Here is a 17,040-nt window from a genome sequence, read left to right as displayed (position 1 = left end):
TTTTGCGTAAAAACGTTTGTGAAATGAAAAGATTGAGCTCGAATAGGGTATTATACGTAATAAAACTAAATATGAGTTATTGTAAGTTGAAAGGAGTTGAGAAAATGAGTGCAGCAGAGGCTAATCGTAATCCTTCCCTGATTGAAGGCCCCATTGCCAAAACACTGTTTATGTTCTCTTTGCCGATGCTGTTCGGAAATATTCTGCAATCCTTGAATGGAACGATTAATTCAATCTGGGTTGGAAAGTTTCTGGGAGAAGCTGCGTTGACTGCCGCTTCGAACGGAAATATTATAATGTTCTTTCTGATCAGCTCGATTTTTGGGGTCACTATGGCGGCCACTATTCTGATCGGACAAAATATCGGAGCGGGTGACATAGCGGAAACGAAGCGTGTAGTAGGTACAAGCGCTGTCTTTTTCCTGGTGCTCGCTTTTGCTATAGGTATTATTGGTTTTTTGGGCTCACCTTGGATTCTTCATGTGCTCAATACGCCTGCCGAATCAGTCGATATGGCGATCACCTATACACGCATTATTTTCGCGGGTATGCCCTTTTTGTACGGCTATAACTACATCATGACCGTAATGAGAGGGGCTGGAGATTCCAAAACACCATTTTATTTTCTGCTCGTTTCCGTCGTACTGGATGTATTACTTAACCCACTACTCATATTTGGATGGGGACCGATTCCTGCTATGGGCATCGGAGGCTCTGCCGCAGCTACCCTGATTGCTCAAGGGATCAGCTTTGTGTTGATTCTCATTTACCTATATCGTGTAAAATATTTTCTGCGCATTACATCTTCAGAGCTTCACTTACTTCGATTTGATTGGAAGATTATTTGGACTCTTATTCGTAAGGGAGTTCCGATGGGACTACAAATGATTGCTGTCTCTACCAGTGCGATTGCTTTAATGAATCTGATCAACGGTTACGGGACAGTCGCAGCGGCAGCCTATACAGCAGCTAACAATTTGTCCAGCTATGTGCAGATGCCGGCCATGGCATTAGGTGCAGCTGTATCTTCCTTCGCCGCTCAAAATATCGGAGCCGGACGCTGGGATCGAGTACGCAGGACAACCTGGATTGGGATTGTATATAATTTTGTATTGACTGGTGGGGCTGTGGGACTCATTTACGTGTTTAACCGTCAAGCCTTGCTGATGTTTCTCCCTTCTACGGGAGGGGCATTGGAACTGGGTATGCAGATTAATCTGATCACGTTGTGGTCTTTTGTTATATTCGGTATTACCAATGTCATTACAGGCGTTGTTCGATCTACAGGCTCTGTAATGGTACCGCTTTTAATTACCATTATTTCATTATGGGGCATTCGTATACCTTTGGCCTATGCATTTGTCGATAAGTATGGTCTAGATGCTGTATGGTGGAGCTTTCCTGTTGGTTTTACGATCTCCGCCGTTGCAGTTATTTTCTACTACCTTTTCGGGAAATGGAAGCAGGCTAGCATGGGAGAGGGCAACCAAGTCATGAAGTTGGCAGAGGACAAGGGCTAGGTAGGACATTTCTACTATTTGCGATTAAAGTCTTATAAGGGTGAATCTTGTTAAACTCCTATTTTTGATTGATTCAATAGCACAGATACAAAGCGTTTTTGTGAGAAGAACTCATTTTTCTTGAAAATGAAAGAAAAAAGTGAGGTTGTTCATTTGTGCTAAAAGGTCGATCATATTATAATGAATATGGTTTGGATAGGTATAATTACGTAGACAACAATGTGGAGGCACCGTCATTTGAGTTATGTTGAGCAAGGACGTTATCAAGTACCGAGAGGCCCCATAGGTCTAATGAGCCGAATGTACAAGCACATTCTCCCTGAAACGAAACAAGAATTGAGTAACTGGAAGAGCAAGGCCGAACAGATTCCGGACCCTGAGCTGAGAAGCCAGGCGCTTGCGAGCATAGCAGAGAAGACGTTTCACTGCGTAGGGGGAGCGGTTTATGCTGCAGCCAATATGTCTGACCGGCAGACGCTAATTCCGTTGATTGTGGCGTACCAGACGATTAGCGATTATCTGGACAACCTGTGTGATCGCAGTACGTCGATGGACCCGGATGATTTTAGGTTGCTGCATCAGTCTATGCTGGATGCGGTTAATCCGGCGGCTAGGCCAGTGAATTATTATGAGTTGCGTCGTGAGCAGGAGGATGGCGGTTATTTGACCGGGCTGGTGACAACCTGTCAGTCTTGTGTAAGCAGGCTTCCGGGCTATGAGGCGGCAATGCCTTACGTTCAGGATTTGGCGCGATTATACACGGATTTGCAAGTATACAAGCATATTAAACCCGAGCTGCGGGAACAAGCGCTTTTGGACTGGTGGTCGATTCATAAGGACCGTACACCCGAGCTGCGCTGGAACGAGTTTGCTGCGGCTACTGGCTCAACCCTGGGGGTCTTTATGCTGTTTCTTGCTGCCAGCGACCGGCATCTCACAGATGCGGGGGCTGCCTCAATACATGCATCGTATTTTCCACATGTGTGCAGTCTTCATATTTTGCTGGATTATCTAATCGATCAAGACGAAGACCGGAAGGGCGGAGATCTTAACTTTTGCAATTATTATGAAGATGCCGACATGATGCTGGACCGGATCGCCTACGTTGTGAATCGGGCGCGGGCTGATATTGCAGATGTCCCTGCCAGCTCCTTTCACCGGATGATTATCGAGGGATTGCTGGCTTTATATTTATCCGACCCTAAAGTTAGTGAGCAGCAGGATGTTCGCGCTGTTTCGAGACGTTTAATGAAAAATAGTCCGCTCATGCGTTTGTTTTTCTTATTAAACAGTCGATGGATAAGAAGGCTTATATGATTATTTTGAGGAGGTCATAAATCATGACAGCAGTTAAGAAAATTGCAGTATTAACAAGTGGTGGAGATTCACAAGGGATGAACGCGGCAGTTCGCGCCGTTGTGCGTAGCGGATTGTATTTCGGACTGGAAGTATTCGGGATCCAACGCGGATATCAAGGTCTTTTGAACGACGATATTTTTCCAATGGACCTGAGAAGCGTCGGAGATATTATCCAACGTGGGGGTACTGTACTTCAATCTGCAAGATGCCTGGAATTTACGACTGAAGAAGGCCAGAAACGTGGCGCTGAAATTTTGCGTAATCGTGGAATTGACGGCGTAGTCGTAATTGGTGGCGACGGTTCTTACCAAGGAGCTAACAAGCTGACCAAGCAAGGCATTAAAACCATGTGTCTTCCAGGAACGATTGACAATGATATTTCCTTCACAGACTATACTATTGGTTTTGATACTGCGGTTAGTATTGTAGTGGACGCAATCAACAAGCTGCGTGATACGATGTCTTCCCATGAACGTTCTTCCATCGTGGAAGTTATGGGACGTCATTGTGGCGATATTGCTCTCCATGCAGGCCTGGCTTCCGGTGCAGAAACGATCTTGGTACCTGAGGTGGAATTTGATCTGAATGAAGTATCCGATCGAATGAAACAAAACTTCAAACATGGCAAACGCCACAGTATCATTATCGTTGCTGAGGGTGTAGGTAAAGGCGAAACAGTAGCAAAAGTAATCCAAGAAAATTGTCCGGATTATGAGCCTCGTGTTACAGTGCTTGGACACATTCAACGTGGAGGTACACCAACTGCGTTTGACCGTAACCTCGCAAGCCGTTTGGGTGACTTTGCTGTTCGTCAATTGATTGAGGGTGTATCTGACAAAGCTTGCGGAACGATCGACGGTAAGCTGGTAGCTACAGATATTGACAAGGTTGTAAATACCAAAAAAGATTTCAACATGGAGCTTTATGAGTTGGCTCTGCGTTTGTCCCAATAATAAGAACTTTTACGTTTAGTAGATCGGTTCTGATATGGGGAAAAATTAAAATTATGCGGATGACCTGAGTCATCCGCTATTTTTTTAGCATTGAATAGGGCTAGGAGGTAATCATGCATGTATTTATTCAAAATGGAAGTGGACAGCTCGGAAGGAGCTCTAACCGTCATTCTTGCTGCTGAGAATGAAGAACAGGCATTTGAGGAAATGGATCAACATGTGGAGAGGCACTTTTTATATCCCCCCGAGCTAAAGGAAGTGGCTATCGTAGAGAAAAAACGAATAACTGCTGGTACAGCATATGTCATCGAGACACGCAAAGACTAATTAGTCTCTGCGTGTTGTTTTTGTTGGGCAAAACGATGCTGCACTTTTACCAAACGCCAGAGAAGTAAAATAGCACCTACGGCCAGACCTGTTATCAAGCCAATCCAATAGCCGTAAGGCCCCCATGTGGTCCAGCGTGCGAGTATATACCCTACAGGAAGCCCAATAACCCAATAGGACAGGAATGTGAGTAAAAACGCCGGATTGACATCTTTATACCCACGTAGCGCACCTTGTGTTGGTGTAGCGACAGCATCAGAGATCTGAAAGAAAATCGCATAGATTAAAAAATGCTGGGCTAATTGAATGACCTGCAGGTCGGTAGAGTAAAGCCGAGCGACCTGTTCACCCCAGATGAGCAGTACAATAGCTGTAATTAAGGATAGACCTACTGCGCTGCTAATGCCCATTACACTATAAGTTTTGGCATCTCGTGGACGGGCAGCTCCTGTTTCAAAGCCGACCAGAATCGTAAGTGCCATGCAAATACTGAGTGGAATCATATACAGCGTAGATGCAAAGTTCATGGCTGCCTGATGAGCGGCTATGGTAGCTGTGTTATAGCTGCTCATGAAGAGCGTGACAGCTGAAAAGACGGCAGTCTCAAAAAATATAGCAAATCCAATAGGTACCCCGATCTTGATAAGCTCTTTTAAAGCACCGGCCGCAATCCCGTATATTTTGCTAAAGATTCGGTATTCGGCAAATATTTGTCCATGATGAGCAGTAATACCAGCGACCAGCATAATAATCCAGTAGGTAGTAGCTGTTGCTACCCCGGAGCCTACACCCCCCAAACGCGGAAAACCCCAGTTACCATAAATAAGTAGATAGTTCAATAAAACATTGATGGGCAATGACATGAGCGTGATTAACATCGTAAAACGGGTTTGTCCCAATGCATCCATAAAGCTGCGAAGCACGGTATAGGCAAATAGAGGAACAACACCGAAGGCCATCGCACAAAGGTAGTACAGAGCCACATTATGAACTCTCAATTCCAGATTCATACTGTTTAATATAGGCTTTACCAAAATGATCCCGGCTATCAAGACGACGATGGATAGGACGAGAGATAGCCAAAGAGCCTGAATGACATAGTAGGAGACCTTATCTTTACGCTGTGCTCCTAGCAATTGGGATACAATAGGGGTAATAGCCATCAGTATCCCATTAAGGCCTGTTTGTACAGGAACCCACAGGCTTACTCCGATAGCTACTCCAGCCAGATCAGCAGGGGAAAAGTGCCCCGACATATTAGTATCAAAAAAAGTCATGGCAGATAGTGCAAGCTGGGTAATCAGAATAGGAAGCAAAATGTAAAAAAGCTGCTTCCATTTCTGACCCATTGTTAGAGTCAATTGCATTTTTGTTTTCCTCATTTACTTGGGTTTATTATTTGTATATATCATAACATGTAAATTTTATTGTAAGGGATACTACAACAATTGAACAGCAATAAAAAAGACTGCATCCGTTCGTCAAACAACGGGGCAGTCTTCGATATATTTGATATAAGTTCTAAAATTCTTATACAAAAAGAAGTCCAGAGAAATAATTATTTATAAGTTACTCCGCTTGTATAACGGTTAGTGGCATTCCAGAGTAAATATTCGTCCACCTTCATGTCCTTAAGCGCGCGAATTTGGTCCTCGACTTGTGTTTTCCCATATTTGGCATAATGTCCGCTTCCTAACCAACTTGCGGTAAAATCCTGAATCCAAGGGCGAATAATTGGCTTTAGCTTGCCTGTAGGATCGAGTTTTTTGTGTGTATCGGCCATGGAGCCTTTGATCGTCTGGTATGGGTTTTTATCGGGGTCCTTTACACCGAACCAGCCTGTTGTGTAGTGACTTGGATAAACCATCGGTGAAATGACATCCACATTTTCAGAGATTTTAGTGAAATCCTGTCCGATTCCCTCGGCAGCAGGAACGGATGCGGCATATCCGAAAATATCTACCGATACCCTCACACCTAGTGGAGCAAGCTCTTTGCGGGCATATTGTACGAATTCAGCGACCGTATCCGAGCGGGATTGATCTGATTTGGTATATTTAAGTTTGTCTGCTCTTTTTTCAAAGCCCTCAGGAAAACGTACATAGTCAAATTGGATTTCCTTAAAACCGAGTTTTGCTGCTTCCTTGGCAATGGCGATATTATAATCCCATACTTCTTTATTATAGGGATTGACGAATCCATCTCCCTTGCCGTTTTTCCAAACAGAGCCGTCAGCATTGCGGAAGGACATCTCAGGATTTTTGTTGGCCAGTACCGTATCTTTAAATACAACAATACGAGCAATCGGATAAACATTATGTTTTTTCAAACGGTGCATCAAGCCGGAAATATCCTTGATGAATTTTTGTGGCTTGCCCAATTTCAAAAGCTCGGGGTTGGTCGTTGGATACGTGATGTAACCTGCATCGTCCTTAATATCGATAACCATGGAATTGAGCTCTGTCTTGTCCAGCAATTCGAGTAGCTGGGTCATACGTGAACCGCCTGCGCTATAGGCTGTGACATAGATGCCTTTAATCGCTGGCGTGGTCGGCTGTGGGTCAATTTTAACCGGCGGATTGGAGGCATCTACCTTTATATTACTATGTTGTGCCTGGATTATAGCGCTGCTGATTGTCGTTGCCACTGTATCTTTTACATTTGGGACGTTGGCTGACGGGTCCCCGTTTCCGCCTATTCCCATTGCGAATAGCATAATTGCCCAAATCATATTCATTTCCTAACTCTCTCCCTTATGTATGGCGCTTACCTGATTATACGTAAAGTTATGGATGGAAAAAACAACACGCTTGTAACCAATACTGGCATCATCAGGCATAGTCTTACATGATTAACCTAACTATCGCTCGATGAATCCGTAAATATGCATAAATAATGCCGCTCTCTTCACGGTTGTGGATACAACCGGAAGAAGCGGCATTTGGCAAAAAAGATTTATTGAAGATAGTTATTGTCTTGGTGCTCACAAATACTGTACTGAATAATTTCAAGCGCATCCGTTGGCTTGAGTATGGACAACCCGTCTCGAAGCACAATCATCGAGTTTAGCTCATTCTTTTTGAGAGAAGGGAGCATTTCCGGGTACCATCTTAAGACAATGTCGGACAGTTTTACCGTTTCCATTTCCACAAAAATCACCCTTTCCTGCTCGGAATCATTCCAAAAGAATCATTCAATACGATTCGGAAAAGCAAAGTGCCTGTGAAATAGCAGGTAAAGCTGGTCTTTATATACTATGGGAACAGCGCACATATAGTGTACCACAAAAGCTTCATTTTGACACTTGGGTTTGTGCTTATCTTCGGCGAAATGAACCCATTACTCCAACCGTTTCCACAATATTGACAAAAGCAGAAGGGTCTACTTCCTTAATGATACGTTTTAATTCAACAAGCTCGTAGCGTGTCGTAACAGTCATCAGCATGTCCTTTTCAGTATGTGAAAATGCACCTTCAATTTTTATTTTGCTGACACCTCGTGGCGTGGTCAACATCCGGCTAAGTAGCTTGTCAGTGTGCTCTGTAATGATGTAAACGGTGATCTTCGTATGACTCACGTAGATTTGATCCAACACTTTACCAGTCACAAAAATGGATAACATGGAAGCCAGTGCAATATTCCAATCATCGTTCAAATATCCTGCTGCGAGAATGACCATTCCATTCAAGCCTACAAGTACAGTTCCGACAGGGAAGTCCCGATAAGTGGTAACGATGGAACCGATAATGTCAAAACCGCCTGTAGACCCTCCTACCCGAAAGGAAATTCCCGCTCCAATGCCTACCATGACCCCTCCAAAGACAGAGGCCAACAGGGGATCAGACACAACAGAATGTACGGGTACCCAGGCCAAAATCCACGTGGTAACGATAACTGACAGAATGCTCAGACTAATAAAACGTTTGCCTAAAATAAACCAGCCTGCAATCAGCATCGGGATATTGATGATAAAATACATGGTGCTGATATCGAATTTTGTGAAATAGCCAATTAGCATGGAAAGTCCGGCTACTCCCCCGCTCAGCAAGTGATGTGGGACGAGAAACAGATTAAAACCGCATGCTATGGCAGCGGCTCCAAGAATAACAGTTAAGCAGTTTAACACTTTTTTTAACAACTTTTTTTCACCTCATTTTAATTATACAGAAAGCAACTTACTGGTATTCATGAATTGTTCTGTGCTATAATGCGATGTGGATATTCTTGAGTAGGGACCTATGTCCAGAGAAACACTTAAAATTTAAACTGTTTTAAAAAGGGTAAATTCGTTTAAGATGTATCGGATAGGGTTCCCCGAATTCATTACAAAAAGATGCAGTTATAGAGTTAAATAAACTGTCACTGTATTGGGGAAAACTTATACAATAATATCGCTACTTAAGAATACAGACAACATTGTGGATTGTCCACCACATCCACCATTATGAAGGAGTTTGAATAAATTTGACGACATTTGCAGAATTTGATCTTGAACCGAAGGTAATTCAGGCGATTACGGAGCTGGGGTTCGAAGAAGCAACACCTATTCAATCCAAATCCATCCCGATTGCATTGCAAGGGAAAGACATGATTGGTCAAGCCCAAACAGGTACTGGTAAAACTGCTGCGTTTGGTATTCCGATGATCAATAAAATTTCTAAAAACGATGAAAAAATCAGAGCCCTGATTATGGCTCCAACACGTGAGCTTGCTATTCAAGTGGCTGAAGAAATCGAAAAACTCTCCCGCTTTAAAGGTCTTCGCACTTTGCCGATCTATGGTGGACAAGATATCGTACGCCAGATTCGCGCTTTGAAAAAGAAACCTCAAATTATTATTGGTACACCAGGACGTTTGCTCGATCACATTAATCGTAAAACCATTAAGCTAGAAGATGTAAACACCGTTGTTTTGGATGAAGCAGATGAAATGCTGGATATGGGCTTCATGGAAGATATTCAGTCCATTCTGAAGCAGGTTCCGGACGAGCGTCAAACGATGCTGTTCTCGGCTACAATGCCTCCTAACATTAAAAGATTGGCTGAGCAATTCCTTAAAGATCCTGAGCATGTATCAGTTATTCCTAAACAAGTTAGCGCTCCGCTGATTGATCAGGCCTATATTGAAGTTCCTGAGCGTCAAAAATTCGAAGCATTAAGCCGTTTGATCGATATGGAATCCCCAGAACTTGCTATCGTATTCGGTCGCACTAAGCGCCGGGTAGACGAGCTGGCTGAAGCTCTGCAAAAACGTGGTTATTCCGCAGATGGTTTGCATGGTGACTTGTCTCAAAACCAACGTGATGCTGTTATGCGTAAATTCCGTGACGGAAGTATTGACGTGCTCGTAGCGACTGACGTTGCTGCCCGTGGTTTGGACGTTTCCGGCGTAACTCACGTTGTGAACTTTGACCTCCCGCAAGATCCGGAGAGCTATGTTCACCGTATCGGACGTACTGGACGTGCAGGTAAAGAAGGGGAAGCTTGGTCATTCGTAACGCCTCGTGAAATTGACCATTTGCACTTCATTGAACGTGTAACCCGTCACCGCATTCCACGTAAGCCTCTTCCAACGTTGGCAGAAGCTCTGGAAGGCAAACAACGTATCATCGCAGAACGTCTTCTAGAAGTTGTAGAAAAAGGCGAGCTGAACGAGTACAAAGGTTTGGCTATTCAAATGCTGGAGCAATATGACTCTGTTCAACTCCTCTCCGCAGCTCTGAAGCTGATGACTGGTGAGAAGAGAGAGGCATCTATTGAGTTGACTCCAGAAGATCCGATCCGTGCAAAACGTCGTAAACCTGACGTGCGTTCTGGCGGACGCAAGCCTTCCAACTATAGTGGACGTAGCAACGGTGGGTATAATTCCAACCGTGGCGGTAGCGGCAGTAAAGGTGGATACGGTGGTTACAACCGTGGCAAAGAAGGCGGTGGCTACAACCGTGATTCCGGAAGCCGCTATAGTGGAGATCGCAAACCACGCCCGAGCAGCAATGGCGAAACTCGCCGTCCTGCAAGACGTGAAGATTCCTCTTCTGAATAATAAGAAATAAATGAATAAAAAGTCGAAGCTAATGTGGGACTGACCCCTTAACGTGAGACAAATCAAAACACCTTCAAGAGAATGCAACCATGTCGTAAGATATGGAGACAACCTTGGAGGTGTTTTTTCGTTGGCAACAAGAGTCAGTTATCCATTAGAAGTTAAAATGAAGGCGATTGAAATGAGAATGGCTGGTATACCGGTCAAAGAAATCATGGAGCAATTAAACATACGAAACAAGACACAAGTGGAAACTTGGATGAGATGGTACCGTAATGGCGAGCAGAACCGTTTAGAGCAGCCTGTAGGCAAACAATACAGCTACGGCAAAGGGCCCGAATACACTTCGGAATTAGAGAAGGTCCAGGCTGAGAACAGGTTTTTGAGACAACAACTAGAGTTGCTAAAAAAGTACAGCGTAATGGAGAGGAGGTATCGTCAAAGATCGTAATGGAGTGGATAGAGTCGATCCGAGGGGAAGTGAGTGTGAAGCAAGCTTGTGCATGGATAGGAATCTCTCGCGCCACGTACTATCGCTGGAAGGCGGAGTATGCGAGCAAACTTGAGGATCACTTGGTAGAGAAAATCCGTGAACTCTGTATCCAGCATAAATATCGTTATGGATACCGGAAAATCACCGCCTTGCTTCGGAGGGAGTATGCGGTAAACCACAAACGCGTGCAACGGATTATGCAGCGTGAAGGGCTGCAATGTCGTGTCAAAGCGAAGAAACGGAAACCTACTGGGCAACCCATTCATATCGCGGAGCATCTACTAAAGCGACAGTTTGAAGCAGATACGCCTATGCAAAAACTTGTAACGGACATTACGTATTTGCCATTTGGAGGAAGAATGTTGTATCTGTCGAGTATTTTAGACTTGTTTAACGGAGAGATTGTGGCATACAGTATAGCTGACAAGCAGGACACCGCCTTTGTGCTCGATACCCTTCGTCAGTTGCCATCTCTACCAGGTGCAATACTTCATAGCGATCAAGGCAGCGTCTACACATCCTTGGCCTACCAGGAAGCGGTAAAAGGAAAAGGCATTACCATGAGCATGTCCCGTAAGGGAACGCCTGCTGATAATGCCCCCATCGAATCGTTTCATTCCACACTAAAGTCTGAAACGTTCTATCTCGAAAGTTTAACCTGTACGACGACGGCAATCGTCGAGCAGACCGTTCGAGAGTACATCCTTTACTATAACTCAATTCGCATTCAAACAAAACTAAACAACCAGTCGCCGGTTCATTTCCGACAACTGGCTGCTTAAACTTGGAAGGTGTTTTGATCCCTGTCTCACAAACGGGGGTCAGTCCCTGTTAGCTTCGGCTTTTTTTGATCAGTATGTATGAAATTTATGGGATCAGCTTTAATGGACCACGTATGGATTTCACTGGCGCTTTAGGGCTGAAATACGGTATGATATAGTCAAGAGCCGGAATTAACAGGCATAGCAACATAAGTCTTGGAACTGCCAAGGCTTGCGGAGGGAGAGACTAACATTGGAATTTAAAGGAGCTATGGGGGGGATTTACCGCCTAACCGAGTGGATTACCCGGCTGGCGGCTAGCAATTTGTTGTGGGTGTTATGTTCATCGCCTTTTGTATTCTGCCTCATACTGAAATTACTTGTTATGAATCAGAATTTGGCGAATGAATCGTTACAAATGAACTGGGCGATGGCGATTTTGGCACCGCTTACTTTATTTCCAGCAACATCGGCTTTGTTCGCAGTGGTTCGCAAATGGGTGATGGGCGATACCGATACAGGCGTGTTTCGTACCTTCTTTAAAGGATATAAAGAGAACTATAAGCAGAGTCTGATTGGGGGTATCTTTTACACGCTATTGTTTGTCGTTATGTATGTGGATTACACTGTATATATGACACAGCTCAGCAACTTGCAAATCGTGGGCGTCATCATGCTGATCCTCATTATTATTTTGCTTGTGTCTATGTTTAACTTCTTTTCGATGGTAGTTCACTATCATATGTCTACCGGACAAATTATTAAGAATGCAGTTTTATTGACGCTGATTCGACCATTCCGTGTATTTTCCACCATGCTCGGCAGCGCCGTTGTTATATACATTGGAGTTAAATATCCCGTGCTTTTCTTATTTTTCATCGGCAGTGTAGTTGCCTGGTTCGCTTTTTTTAATTTTTACGGAACCTTCCTCAAAATGCAGGATCAAATGGAGAAGATGAAACAGAAAGACGAGGAAAAGGCAAGCATGGAAGACAAAAAAAGTGATAACCTCTAAAAATAAAACATATTTCTCCTAGCATTTACTTTTTGAGTGAGAAGCGCTATAATAAGGTCACATCCTGCGATGCACGTTACGGTCATTTGTTGTTTTGAACCAATGACAATGTCTAGGGAGATCTATACGAATGAATAGCTGAAAAGCCCTGTCAATTGCTGACAAGGGGACTTCAAAAGTTTATTCTGCGGTCACCCACCTGCTAAAGCAGGTTCAGAAGACGCTTTGGTCGGACGGCATCGGCGGGTACTCCATAATGTAATGAACACACTCTGGTACTGCTTATGCAGAAACAGGGTGTTTTTTGTATGCAACAATGTTAAACTAAGACATGAGGTACTAAGGTCGCATACCAAAGGCATGATCGGACTCATTTTCGGTTGTTTATCGTATTTTATAAAGCGCTTGCAGCAGAGGAAGCCGATGTGTCGTATGATTAGGTAGCGATTATCGTGAAGGAGGAAATGTCTTGTCGTTGAAGAGGACTCTGGTAGGGATTGTGCGCAGCCAAGAAGGTACAAGCGACCGGGTCAAGGACCCCCAAATGAAGACACGCTATTATAACTTATCGAGAGACAAGGCTTGGGAAGAAGTATCATCTATCATGAAAAAGATTCCTGGCTACAAGGTACTCCATGAGGTAGCATCCGTAGGTGAGATTACGTTGGAGAAGCGAACGGCGTTCGGCAGAACCGTCGACATTACCGTTTCAATTTTATCTGTCTCGCCAGTTCGAAGTGCGGTGGATATTTATTCTGCTTCACGCGGATCGTTAGGGGACTTGGGTGCGAATTACCGCATTATTTTGCAACTGTTCGCTATGATCGACAAGAAGCTGTCCGCTTATAAGGTCGTACAGTAATAGCAGGTTGTATGGGAGTAGTGATGTGGTAGACAAACATCAAAAAAGCGAGGAAGGCCATCCTTCACTCGCTTTTTTAATATTCGATCTTGATTTAGACGAGTTTTTTTACGGCTGCGATCGCCTGGTCATAGTCAGGATGCTCGGCCATCTCGCTCAAGTATTCTACGTAAGCGATTTTGTCATTTTGATCAATGACAAAAATAGCTCTATGATCCAAATGGAATTCCTTAATGAATACACCATAAGCTTCACCAAAGGAATGATCCTTATAGTCGGACAGTGTCAATACGCGATCGATACCAGCCGCACCGCACCAACGAGCTTGGGCGAAAGGCAGATCCACGCTAACCGTCAGGACCACAACTTGGTCCCCCAAGGAATCTGCTTCCTGGTTGAAACGTCGAGTCTGTGCGTCACACACGCCTGTATCTAGAGAAGGGACAACGCTAATCAGTTTGACTTTACCTGCAAAGTCTTGAAGCGTAGCTGCTTCCAATAAGTCTTTCTGTAATTTGAAATCAGGCGCCTGATCTCCAATTTTCAGTTCAGGACCTATGAGAGTCAAAGGATTGCCTTTAAAAGTAGCAACTCCTGTACGTTCTTGTGCCATATGTAATAGCCTCCTTTGGTTTTTGGCATTGGTTATCGTTGCCGAAATCTATTATAATCTTTTATAAAAGACATTGTCCAATTTGAATAAGGTGGAGACACCCCATGAAGGAAGGATTGCCTTGATTTTTTTACGTTATGAGAACTGGAAAAGTTATTTGCGGTTTTACCCGGTAACCTGTCTGATTTTGCTTATCAATATTGTGATGTTTATTGTACTGACCGTGCAAGGTGGATCAGAAAATAGTTTGACGCTGATCCGGTATGGGGCTTTGATTAATGAGGCGCCATTCACTGACCAGCTGTGGCGGTATGTGTCAGCTATGTTTTTACATGCAGGGTTTGATCATCTTCTGTTTAATTCCTTTGCAATACTTGTATTCGCTCCTCCGCTGGAGCGTTTGCTCGGGTCCTTACGATATGTGTTGTTGTATCTGGTCACGGGTGTTGTAGGGAACATACTGTCCATTGCGCATTACAACATGGTGGCAGAAACGACAGTCTCTGTAGGAGCCTCAGGAGCGATTTATGGCATCTATGGGGCGTTTCTGTACGTTGCCTTGTTCCAACGTTCCTTGATGGATGATGCTTCGCGCAAAACGCTGTACACGCTGCTTGGGTTTGGTATTCTGTTTTCTTTTGCGGTTGCGAACATTAACTGGACCGCTCACTTTGGGGGCTTGCTCAGTGGGTTCTTCATGTATGGATTATTGATTAGATTGACTGGTCAACGCAAACGTCACTAAAGACAGCTTTATCGTAAGTTATCTGGGTAAGAAAGAGGATGATGTTCGATGAACATCTTCTTTCGTATGTTGAAAAACAGATTGGAGCGAATATCGGAGTGGAATTACGACAGTTGCAATACTTCATGAAAGTAGCGCAAAAAGAACATGTCACTCAGGCAGCTGAGGAGTTGCATGTGGCGCAATCTGCGGTAAGTCGGCAAATTCACCAGCTTGAAGAGGAGCTGGGAGTTAATCTTTTTATGCAAAAGGGTCGCAATCTGCAACTTACGCCAGTGGGACAGCTATTTTGCAAACGGGTGGAAACGATCATAAAAGATCTGGAGCGGGCTGTTTTGGAAGTGCATGAGTTTTTGGACCCTGAGGGGGGCGAAATCCGTATCGGTTTTCCGCACAGTTTGGGGATTCATCTTATTCCTACAGTGGTGGCTGAATTCCGTAAGAGGTATCCCAATGTTAAATTTAGATTTAAACAAGGAATGTACCCGAGTTTAATTCGTGATGTGTTAGCGGGTGAGGTGGATTTGGCTTTTGTATCTCCTTTTCCAGATCGACATGACCATGTCGAGGGGGATGTGGTGTTAACCGAGGAGTTATTTGCGGTTCTCCCACCTAATCACCCTTTGGCTTCAGCTGAACACATCACATTGAGCCAGCTTAAAGGTGAAAAATTCATCTTGTTCAGGGATGGATATTCGTTACGTCCGATTGTCTGGCAGGCCTGCCTGGAGGCTGGATTTACGCCGGATATTGCTTTTGAAGGCGAAGAGACAGATACGATTCGCGGTTTAGTAGCTGCTGGTATGGGGGTTAGTCTTCTGCCTGAAATGGCACTGTTTCAGACTAACCCGCTTCAACCCGCAAGGGTATCGATTGTTGATCCAGAGGTGACGCGAACGATTGGCTTGATTCATCGTAGAGATGACAAACTTCCATTGGTTGCTAAATCGTTCCGAACTTTTTTATTGCAATATTTTGGCCTTCATGGTAACGCTGCTACTTCGAACAAAACGGCAAAAGCAGATTGAGACAATTAAGTATAGTGTATTGGTTTAAGATCAAGAAAAAAGGTTGTTCCTCTACCGTAATTGGTGGAGGAACAACCTTTTTTGCATACAAGTGATTAATCCCGGCTATTAAAGATGCCAATTAGGCGGATCAGTTCCAGCAAGGAAACGAGAGCTGCGGCCACATACGTCAATGCAGCAGCATTCAAAACTTTGGCTACACCACGTTCTTCATCATTACGGATAAATCCTTCAGAAACCATAATTTCCCGGGCGCGATTAGAAGCATTAAACTCAACTGGCAATGTGATTAATTGAAAAGCAACAGTAGCTGAGAAGAAGATAATACCCAAACCGATCAGGTTCGTAAAGCTAAATAAGAAACCAGCAATCAGCAGAAACGGTGCAATCCCGGAAGCAAAGTTTACGATTGGAAAGATCCGGTGGCGAAGTGCCAGCATAGGATAATGCTCTTTATGTTGGATGGCATGACCGACTTCATGGCAAGCCACAGCAACCGCAGAAATGGATTTTTCATAATAAACAGGCTCGGACAAGCGCACCACTCGTTGTATCGGATCATAATGGTCAGATAGCGCGCCGGGTACTGGCTCAATAGGTACATCATGCAAGCCATTACGATCCAGCATGTGCCGAGCTGCATCGTAACCAGTCAGTCCATTTTCATTTGGGACATCAGACCATTTGTTAAACGTACCTTTTACACGGAATTGCGCCCATAAGGATAATCCGAACGCAAGAATAATCAATATATACATACCCATCATAAAGCAACCCTCCATTATTGTTCATACTACTAGCCTGGGTATCTACATCATAGAACTATGCTCCAACAGATACTTCAAAGCCTCAATACAAGCAGCGCTTTGTGGCAACAGACCAGTAAGCAGCTTGCGAGCTTGGACGGGCTTGAGCTGTCCGAGAAGAGGCTGTAGTTCATTGACTTCACGTTCTAGACGCTGCATATGCATTTCTAGACTCGTTAGTTTGTCAGTGACGTGTTCTTCTCCTGCAACCGAGTTCCATTTAATCAGAGTCTGTCTGATTTCCTCAAGGCTATACTTCTCTTGTTTCATTTGGTTAATACGTTCAAGCCTGTTTAACGTTTCACCATTATAAAGGCGATAATTTTTCAATGATCGTTCTTCAGGTGTGATCAAACCGAGTTTAGTGTAATAATCAATCGTTCGTTCGCTGACACCAGCCGCTTTGGCTAGCTCGCCAATTCGATATAGCTTCATATCCCCATCTGTCTTCACCTCGCGCTCTTCGTTCAACCTTCAATATTAGCATTTTAAACCGAGTGTTTATAAAGGATATTT

General features: G+C 44.1%; 17 protein-coding genes and 1 other RNA gene. 11 read left to right on the top strand and 7 right to left on the bottom strand.

Features of this window, described 5'->3' with window-relative positions:
* The first annotated feature begins 104 nt into the window (after nucleotides 1-104).
* The 4 genes from ACXHJ2_RS14200 to ACXHJ2_RS14185 all read left to right on the top strand — a co-directional run bounded on the left by ACXHJ2_RS14200 (nucleotide 105) and on the right by ACXHJ2_RS14185 (nucleotide 4,159).
* The gene (locus ACXHJ2_RS14200) at nucleotides 105-1,520 is read left to right on the top strand and encodes an MATE family efflux transporter (protein ID WP_165084162.1); all 1,416 of its coding nucleotides are present in this window, start codon (nucleotides 105-107) and stop codon (nucleotides 1,518-1,520) included.
* Between the two features lie 237 nt (nucleotides 1,521-1,757).
* Complete coding sequence (locus ACXHJ2_RS14195; RefSeq protein WP_014599633.1) at nucleotides 1,758-2,837, top strand: tetraprenyl-beta-curcumene synthase family protein; 1,080 nt, start codon at nucleotides 1,758-1,760, stop codon at nucleotides 2,835-2,837.
* A gap of 23 nt (nucleotides 2,838-2,860) precedes the next feature.
* The gene (gene pfkA / locus ACXHJ2_RS14190; RefSeq protein WP_013370486.1) at nucleotides 2,861-3,832 is read left to right on the top strand and encodes a 6-phosphofructokinase; all 972 of its coding nucleotides are present in this window, start codon (nucleotides 2,861-2,863) and stop codon (nucleotides 3,830-3,832) included.
* Nucleotides 3,833-3,949: 117 nt separating this feature from the next.
* The gene (locus tag ACXHJ2_RS14185; RefSeq protein ID WP_040101660.1) at nucleotides 3,950-4,159 is read left to right on the top strand and encodes a DUF3906 family protein; all 210 of its coding nucleotides are present in this window, start codon (nucleotides 3,950-3,952) and stop codon (nucleotides 4,157-4,159) included.
* Here ACXHJ2_RS14185 and ACXHJ2_RS14180 read toward each other — a convergent pair.
* The 4 genes from ACXHJ2_RS14180 to ACXHJ2_RS14165 all read right to left on the bottom strand — a co-directional run bounded on the left by ACXHJ2_RS14180 (nucleotide 4,156) and on the right by ACXHJ2_RS14165 (nucleotide 8,297).
* Nucleotides 4,156-5,526 (bottom strand): MATE family efflux transporter, encoded by a 1,371-nt coding sequence (locus ACXHJ2_RS14180; protein WP_165084160.1) that lies wholly within the window; start codon nucleotides 5,524-5,526, stop codon nucleotides 4,156-4,158. The genes ACXHJ2_RS14185 and ACXHJ2_RS14180 overlap by 4 nt on opposite strands.
* A 191-nt stretch (nucleotides 5,527-5,717) precedes the next feature.
* Nucleotides 5,718-6,896, bottom strand: a complete 1,179-nt coding sequence (locus ACXHJ2_RS14175) for a putative glycoside hydrolase (RefSeq protein ID WP_165084159.1) — start codon at nucleotides 6,894-6,896, stop codon at nucleotides 5,718-5,720.
* Between the two features lie 218 nt (nucleotides 6,897-7,114).
* Nucleotides 7,115-7,303, bottom strand: a complete 189-nt coding sequence (locus ACXHJ2_RS14170; protein WP_014599634.1) for a hypothetical protein — start codon at nucleotides 7,301-7,303, stop codon at nucleotides 7,115-7,117.
* Between the two features lie 172 nt (nucleotides 7,304-7,475).
* Nucleotides 7,476-8,297, bottom strand: coding sequence for a YitT family protein (locus ACXHJ2_RS14165; protein ID WP_165084158.1), 822 nt, complete (start codon nucleotides 8,295-8,297; stop codon nucleotides 7,476-7,478).
* A gap of 326 nt (nucleotides 8,298-8,623) precedes the next feature.
* Here ACXHJ2_RS14165 and ACXHJ2_RS14160 point away from each other — a divergent pair, with 326 nt between their 5' ends.
* From ACXHJ2_RS14160 to ACXHJ2_RS14140, 5 genes are all read left to right on the top strand, one after another.
* Nucleotides 8,624-10,201, top strand: coding sequence for a DEAD/DEAH box helicase (locus tag ACXHJ2_RS14160; RefSeq protein WP_013370492.1), 1,578 nt, complete (start codon nucleotides 8,624-8,626; stop codon nucleotides 10,199-10,201).
* 130 nt (nucleotides 10,202-10,331) lie between these two features.
* Nucleotides 10,332-11,476, top strand: a protein-coding gene (locus ACXHJ2_RS14155) for an IS3 family transposase (RefSeq protein ID WP_457874148.1) whose coding sequence is annotated in 2 segments (ribosomal slippage) — nucleotides 10,332-10,605 and nucleotides 10,605-11,476 — 1,146 coding nt in all. Because the reading frame shifts where the segments join, the coding sequence is not laid out codon by codon here.
* Between the two features lie 232 nt (nucleotides 11,477-11,708).
* Nucleotides 11,709-12,470: a YesL family protein gene (locus ACXHJ2_RS14150; RefSeq protein ID WP_013370493.1), complete on the top strand. Its 762-nt coding sequence runs from the start codon at nucleotides 11,709-11,711 to the stop codon at nucleotides 12,468-12,470.
* 58 nt (nucleotides 12,471-12,528) lie between these two features.
* Nucleotides 12,529-12,723: non-coding RNA, 6S RNA (gene ssrS, locus ACXHJ2_RS14145), on the top strand.
* A 216-nt stretch (nucleotides 12,724-12,939) separates the two neighbouring features.
* Nucleotides 12,940-13,332, top strand: a complete 393-nt coding sequence (locus tag ACXHJ2_RS14140; RefSeq protein WP_025676970.1) for a DUF1499 domain-containing protein — start codon at nucleotides 12,940-12,942, stop codon at nucleotides 13,330-13,332.
* A gap of 94 nt (nucleotides 13,333-13,426) precedes the next feature.
* On the opposite strand, the gene tpx is transcribed toward ACXHJ2_RS14140, so the two are convergent.
* Nucleotides 13,427-13,945: a thiol peroxidase gene (gene tpx / locus ACXHJ2_RS14135; protein WP_013370495.1), complete on the bottom strand. Its 519-nt coding sequence runs from the start codon at nucleotides 13,943-13,945 to the stop codon at nucleotides 13,427-13,429.
* Nucleotides 13,946-14,066: 121 nt separating this feature from the next.
* On the opposite strand from tpx, the gene ACXHJ2_RS14130 reads away from it, so the two are divergent.
* Together ACXHJ2_RS14130 and ACXHJ2_RS14125 are read left to right on the top strand one after the other, a co-directional pair.
* Nucleotides 14,067-14,690, top strand: coding sequence for a rhomboid family intramembrane serine protease (locus ACXHJ2_RS14130; RefSeq protein WP_013370496.1), 624 nt, complete (start codon nucleotides 14,067-14,069; stop codon nucleotides 14,688-14,690).
* 98 nt (nucleotides 14,691-14,788) lie between these two features.
* Nucleotides 14,789-15,718, top strand: coding sequence for a LysR family transcriptional regulator (locus tag ACXHJ2_RS14125; RefSeq protein ID WP_043886096.1), 930 nt, complete (start codon nucleotides 14,789-14,791; stop codon nucleotides 15,716-15,718).
* A 95-nt stretch (nucleotides 15,719-15,813) separates the two neighbouring features.
* Here the strand turns inward: ACXHJ2_RS14125 and ACXHJ2_RS14120 are convergent, their stop codons facing one another.
* Nucleotides 15,814-16,485, bottom strand: coding sequence for a zinc metallopeptidase (locus ACXHJ2_RS14120; RefSeq protein WP_025676967.1), 672 nt, complete (start codon nucleotides 16,483-16,485; stop codon nucleotides 15,814-15,816).
* Nucleotides 16,486-16,527: 42 nt separating this feature from the next.
* Complete coding sequence (locus ACXHJ2_RS14115) at nucleotides 16,528-16,959, bottom strand: MerR family transcriptional regulator (RefSeq protein ID WP_043886097.1); 432 nt, start codon at nucleotides 16,957-16,959, stop codon at nucleotides 16,528-16,530.
* Nucleotides 16,960-17,040: the final 81 nt, after the last annotated feature.

The organism is Paenibacillus sp. ALE3 (genome assembly GCF_054113405.1).
Note: the sequence above shows the minus strand (reverse complement) of the source record. Positions and strands in the feature narration are given on the sequence as shown.

What these genes read in the sequence shown, in the direction of transcription:
- ACXHJ2_RS14200 (WP_165084162.1), top strand. Translation starts at nt 105, where the DNA reads ATGAGTGCAGCAGAGGCTAATCGTAATCCTTCCCTGATTGAAGGCCCC.
- pfkA (WP_013370486.1), top strand. Translation starts at nt 2,861, where the DNA reads ATGACAGCAGTTAAGAAAATTGCAGTATTAACAAGTGGTGGAGATTCA.
- ACXHJ2_RS14185 (WP_040101660.1), top strand. Translation starts at nt 3,950, where the DNA reads ATGTATTTATTCAAAATGGAAGTGGACAGCTCGGAAGGAGCTCTAACC.
- ACXHJ2_RS14180 (WP_165084160.1), bottom strand. Translation starts at nt 5,526, where the DNA reads ATGCAATTGACTCTAACAATGGGTCAGAAATGGAAGCAGCTTTTTTAC.
- ACXHJ2_RS14175 (WP_165084159.1), bottom strand. Translation starts at nt 6,896, where the DNA reads ATGAATATGATTTGGGCAATTATGCTATTCGCAATGGGAATAGGCGGA.
- ACXHJ2_RS14170 (WP_014599634.1), bottom strand. Translation starts at nt 7,303, where the DNA reads ATGGAAACGGTAAAACTGTCCGACATTGTCTTAAGATGGTACCCGGAA.
- tpx (WP_013370495.1), bottom strand. Translation starts at nt 13,945, where the DNA reads ATGGCACAAGAACGTACAGGAGTTGCTACTTTTAAAGGCAATCCTTTG.
- ACXHJ2_RS14120 (WP_025676967.1), bottom strand. Translation starts at nt 16,485, where the DNA reads ATGATGGGTATGTATATATTGATTATTCTTGCGTTCGGATTATCCTTA.
- ACXHJ2_RS14115 (WP_043886097.1), bottom strand. Translation starts at nt 16,959, where the DNA reads ATGAAGCTATATCGAATTGGCGAGCTAGCCAAAGCGGCTGGTGTCAGC.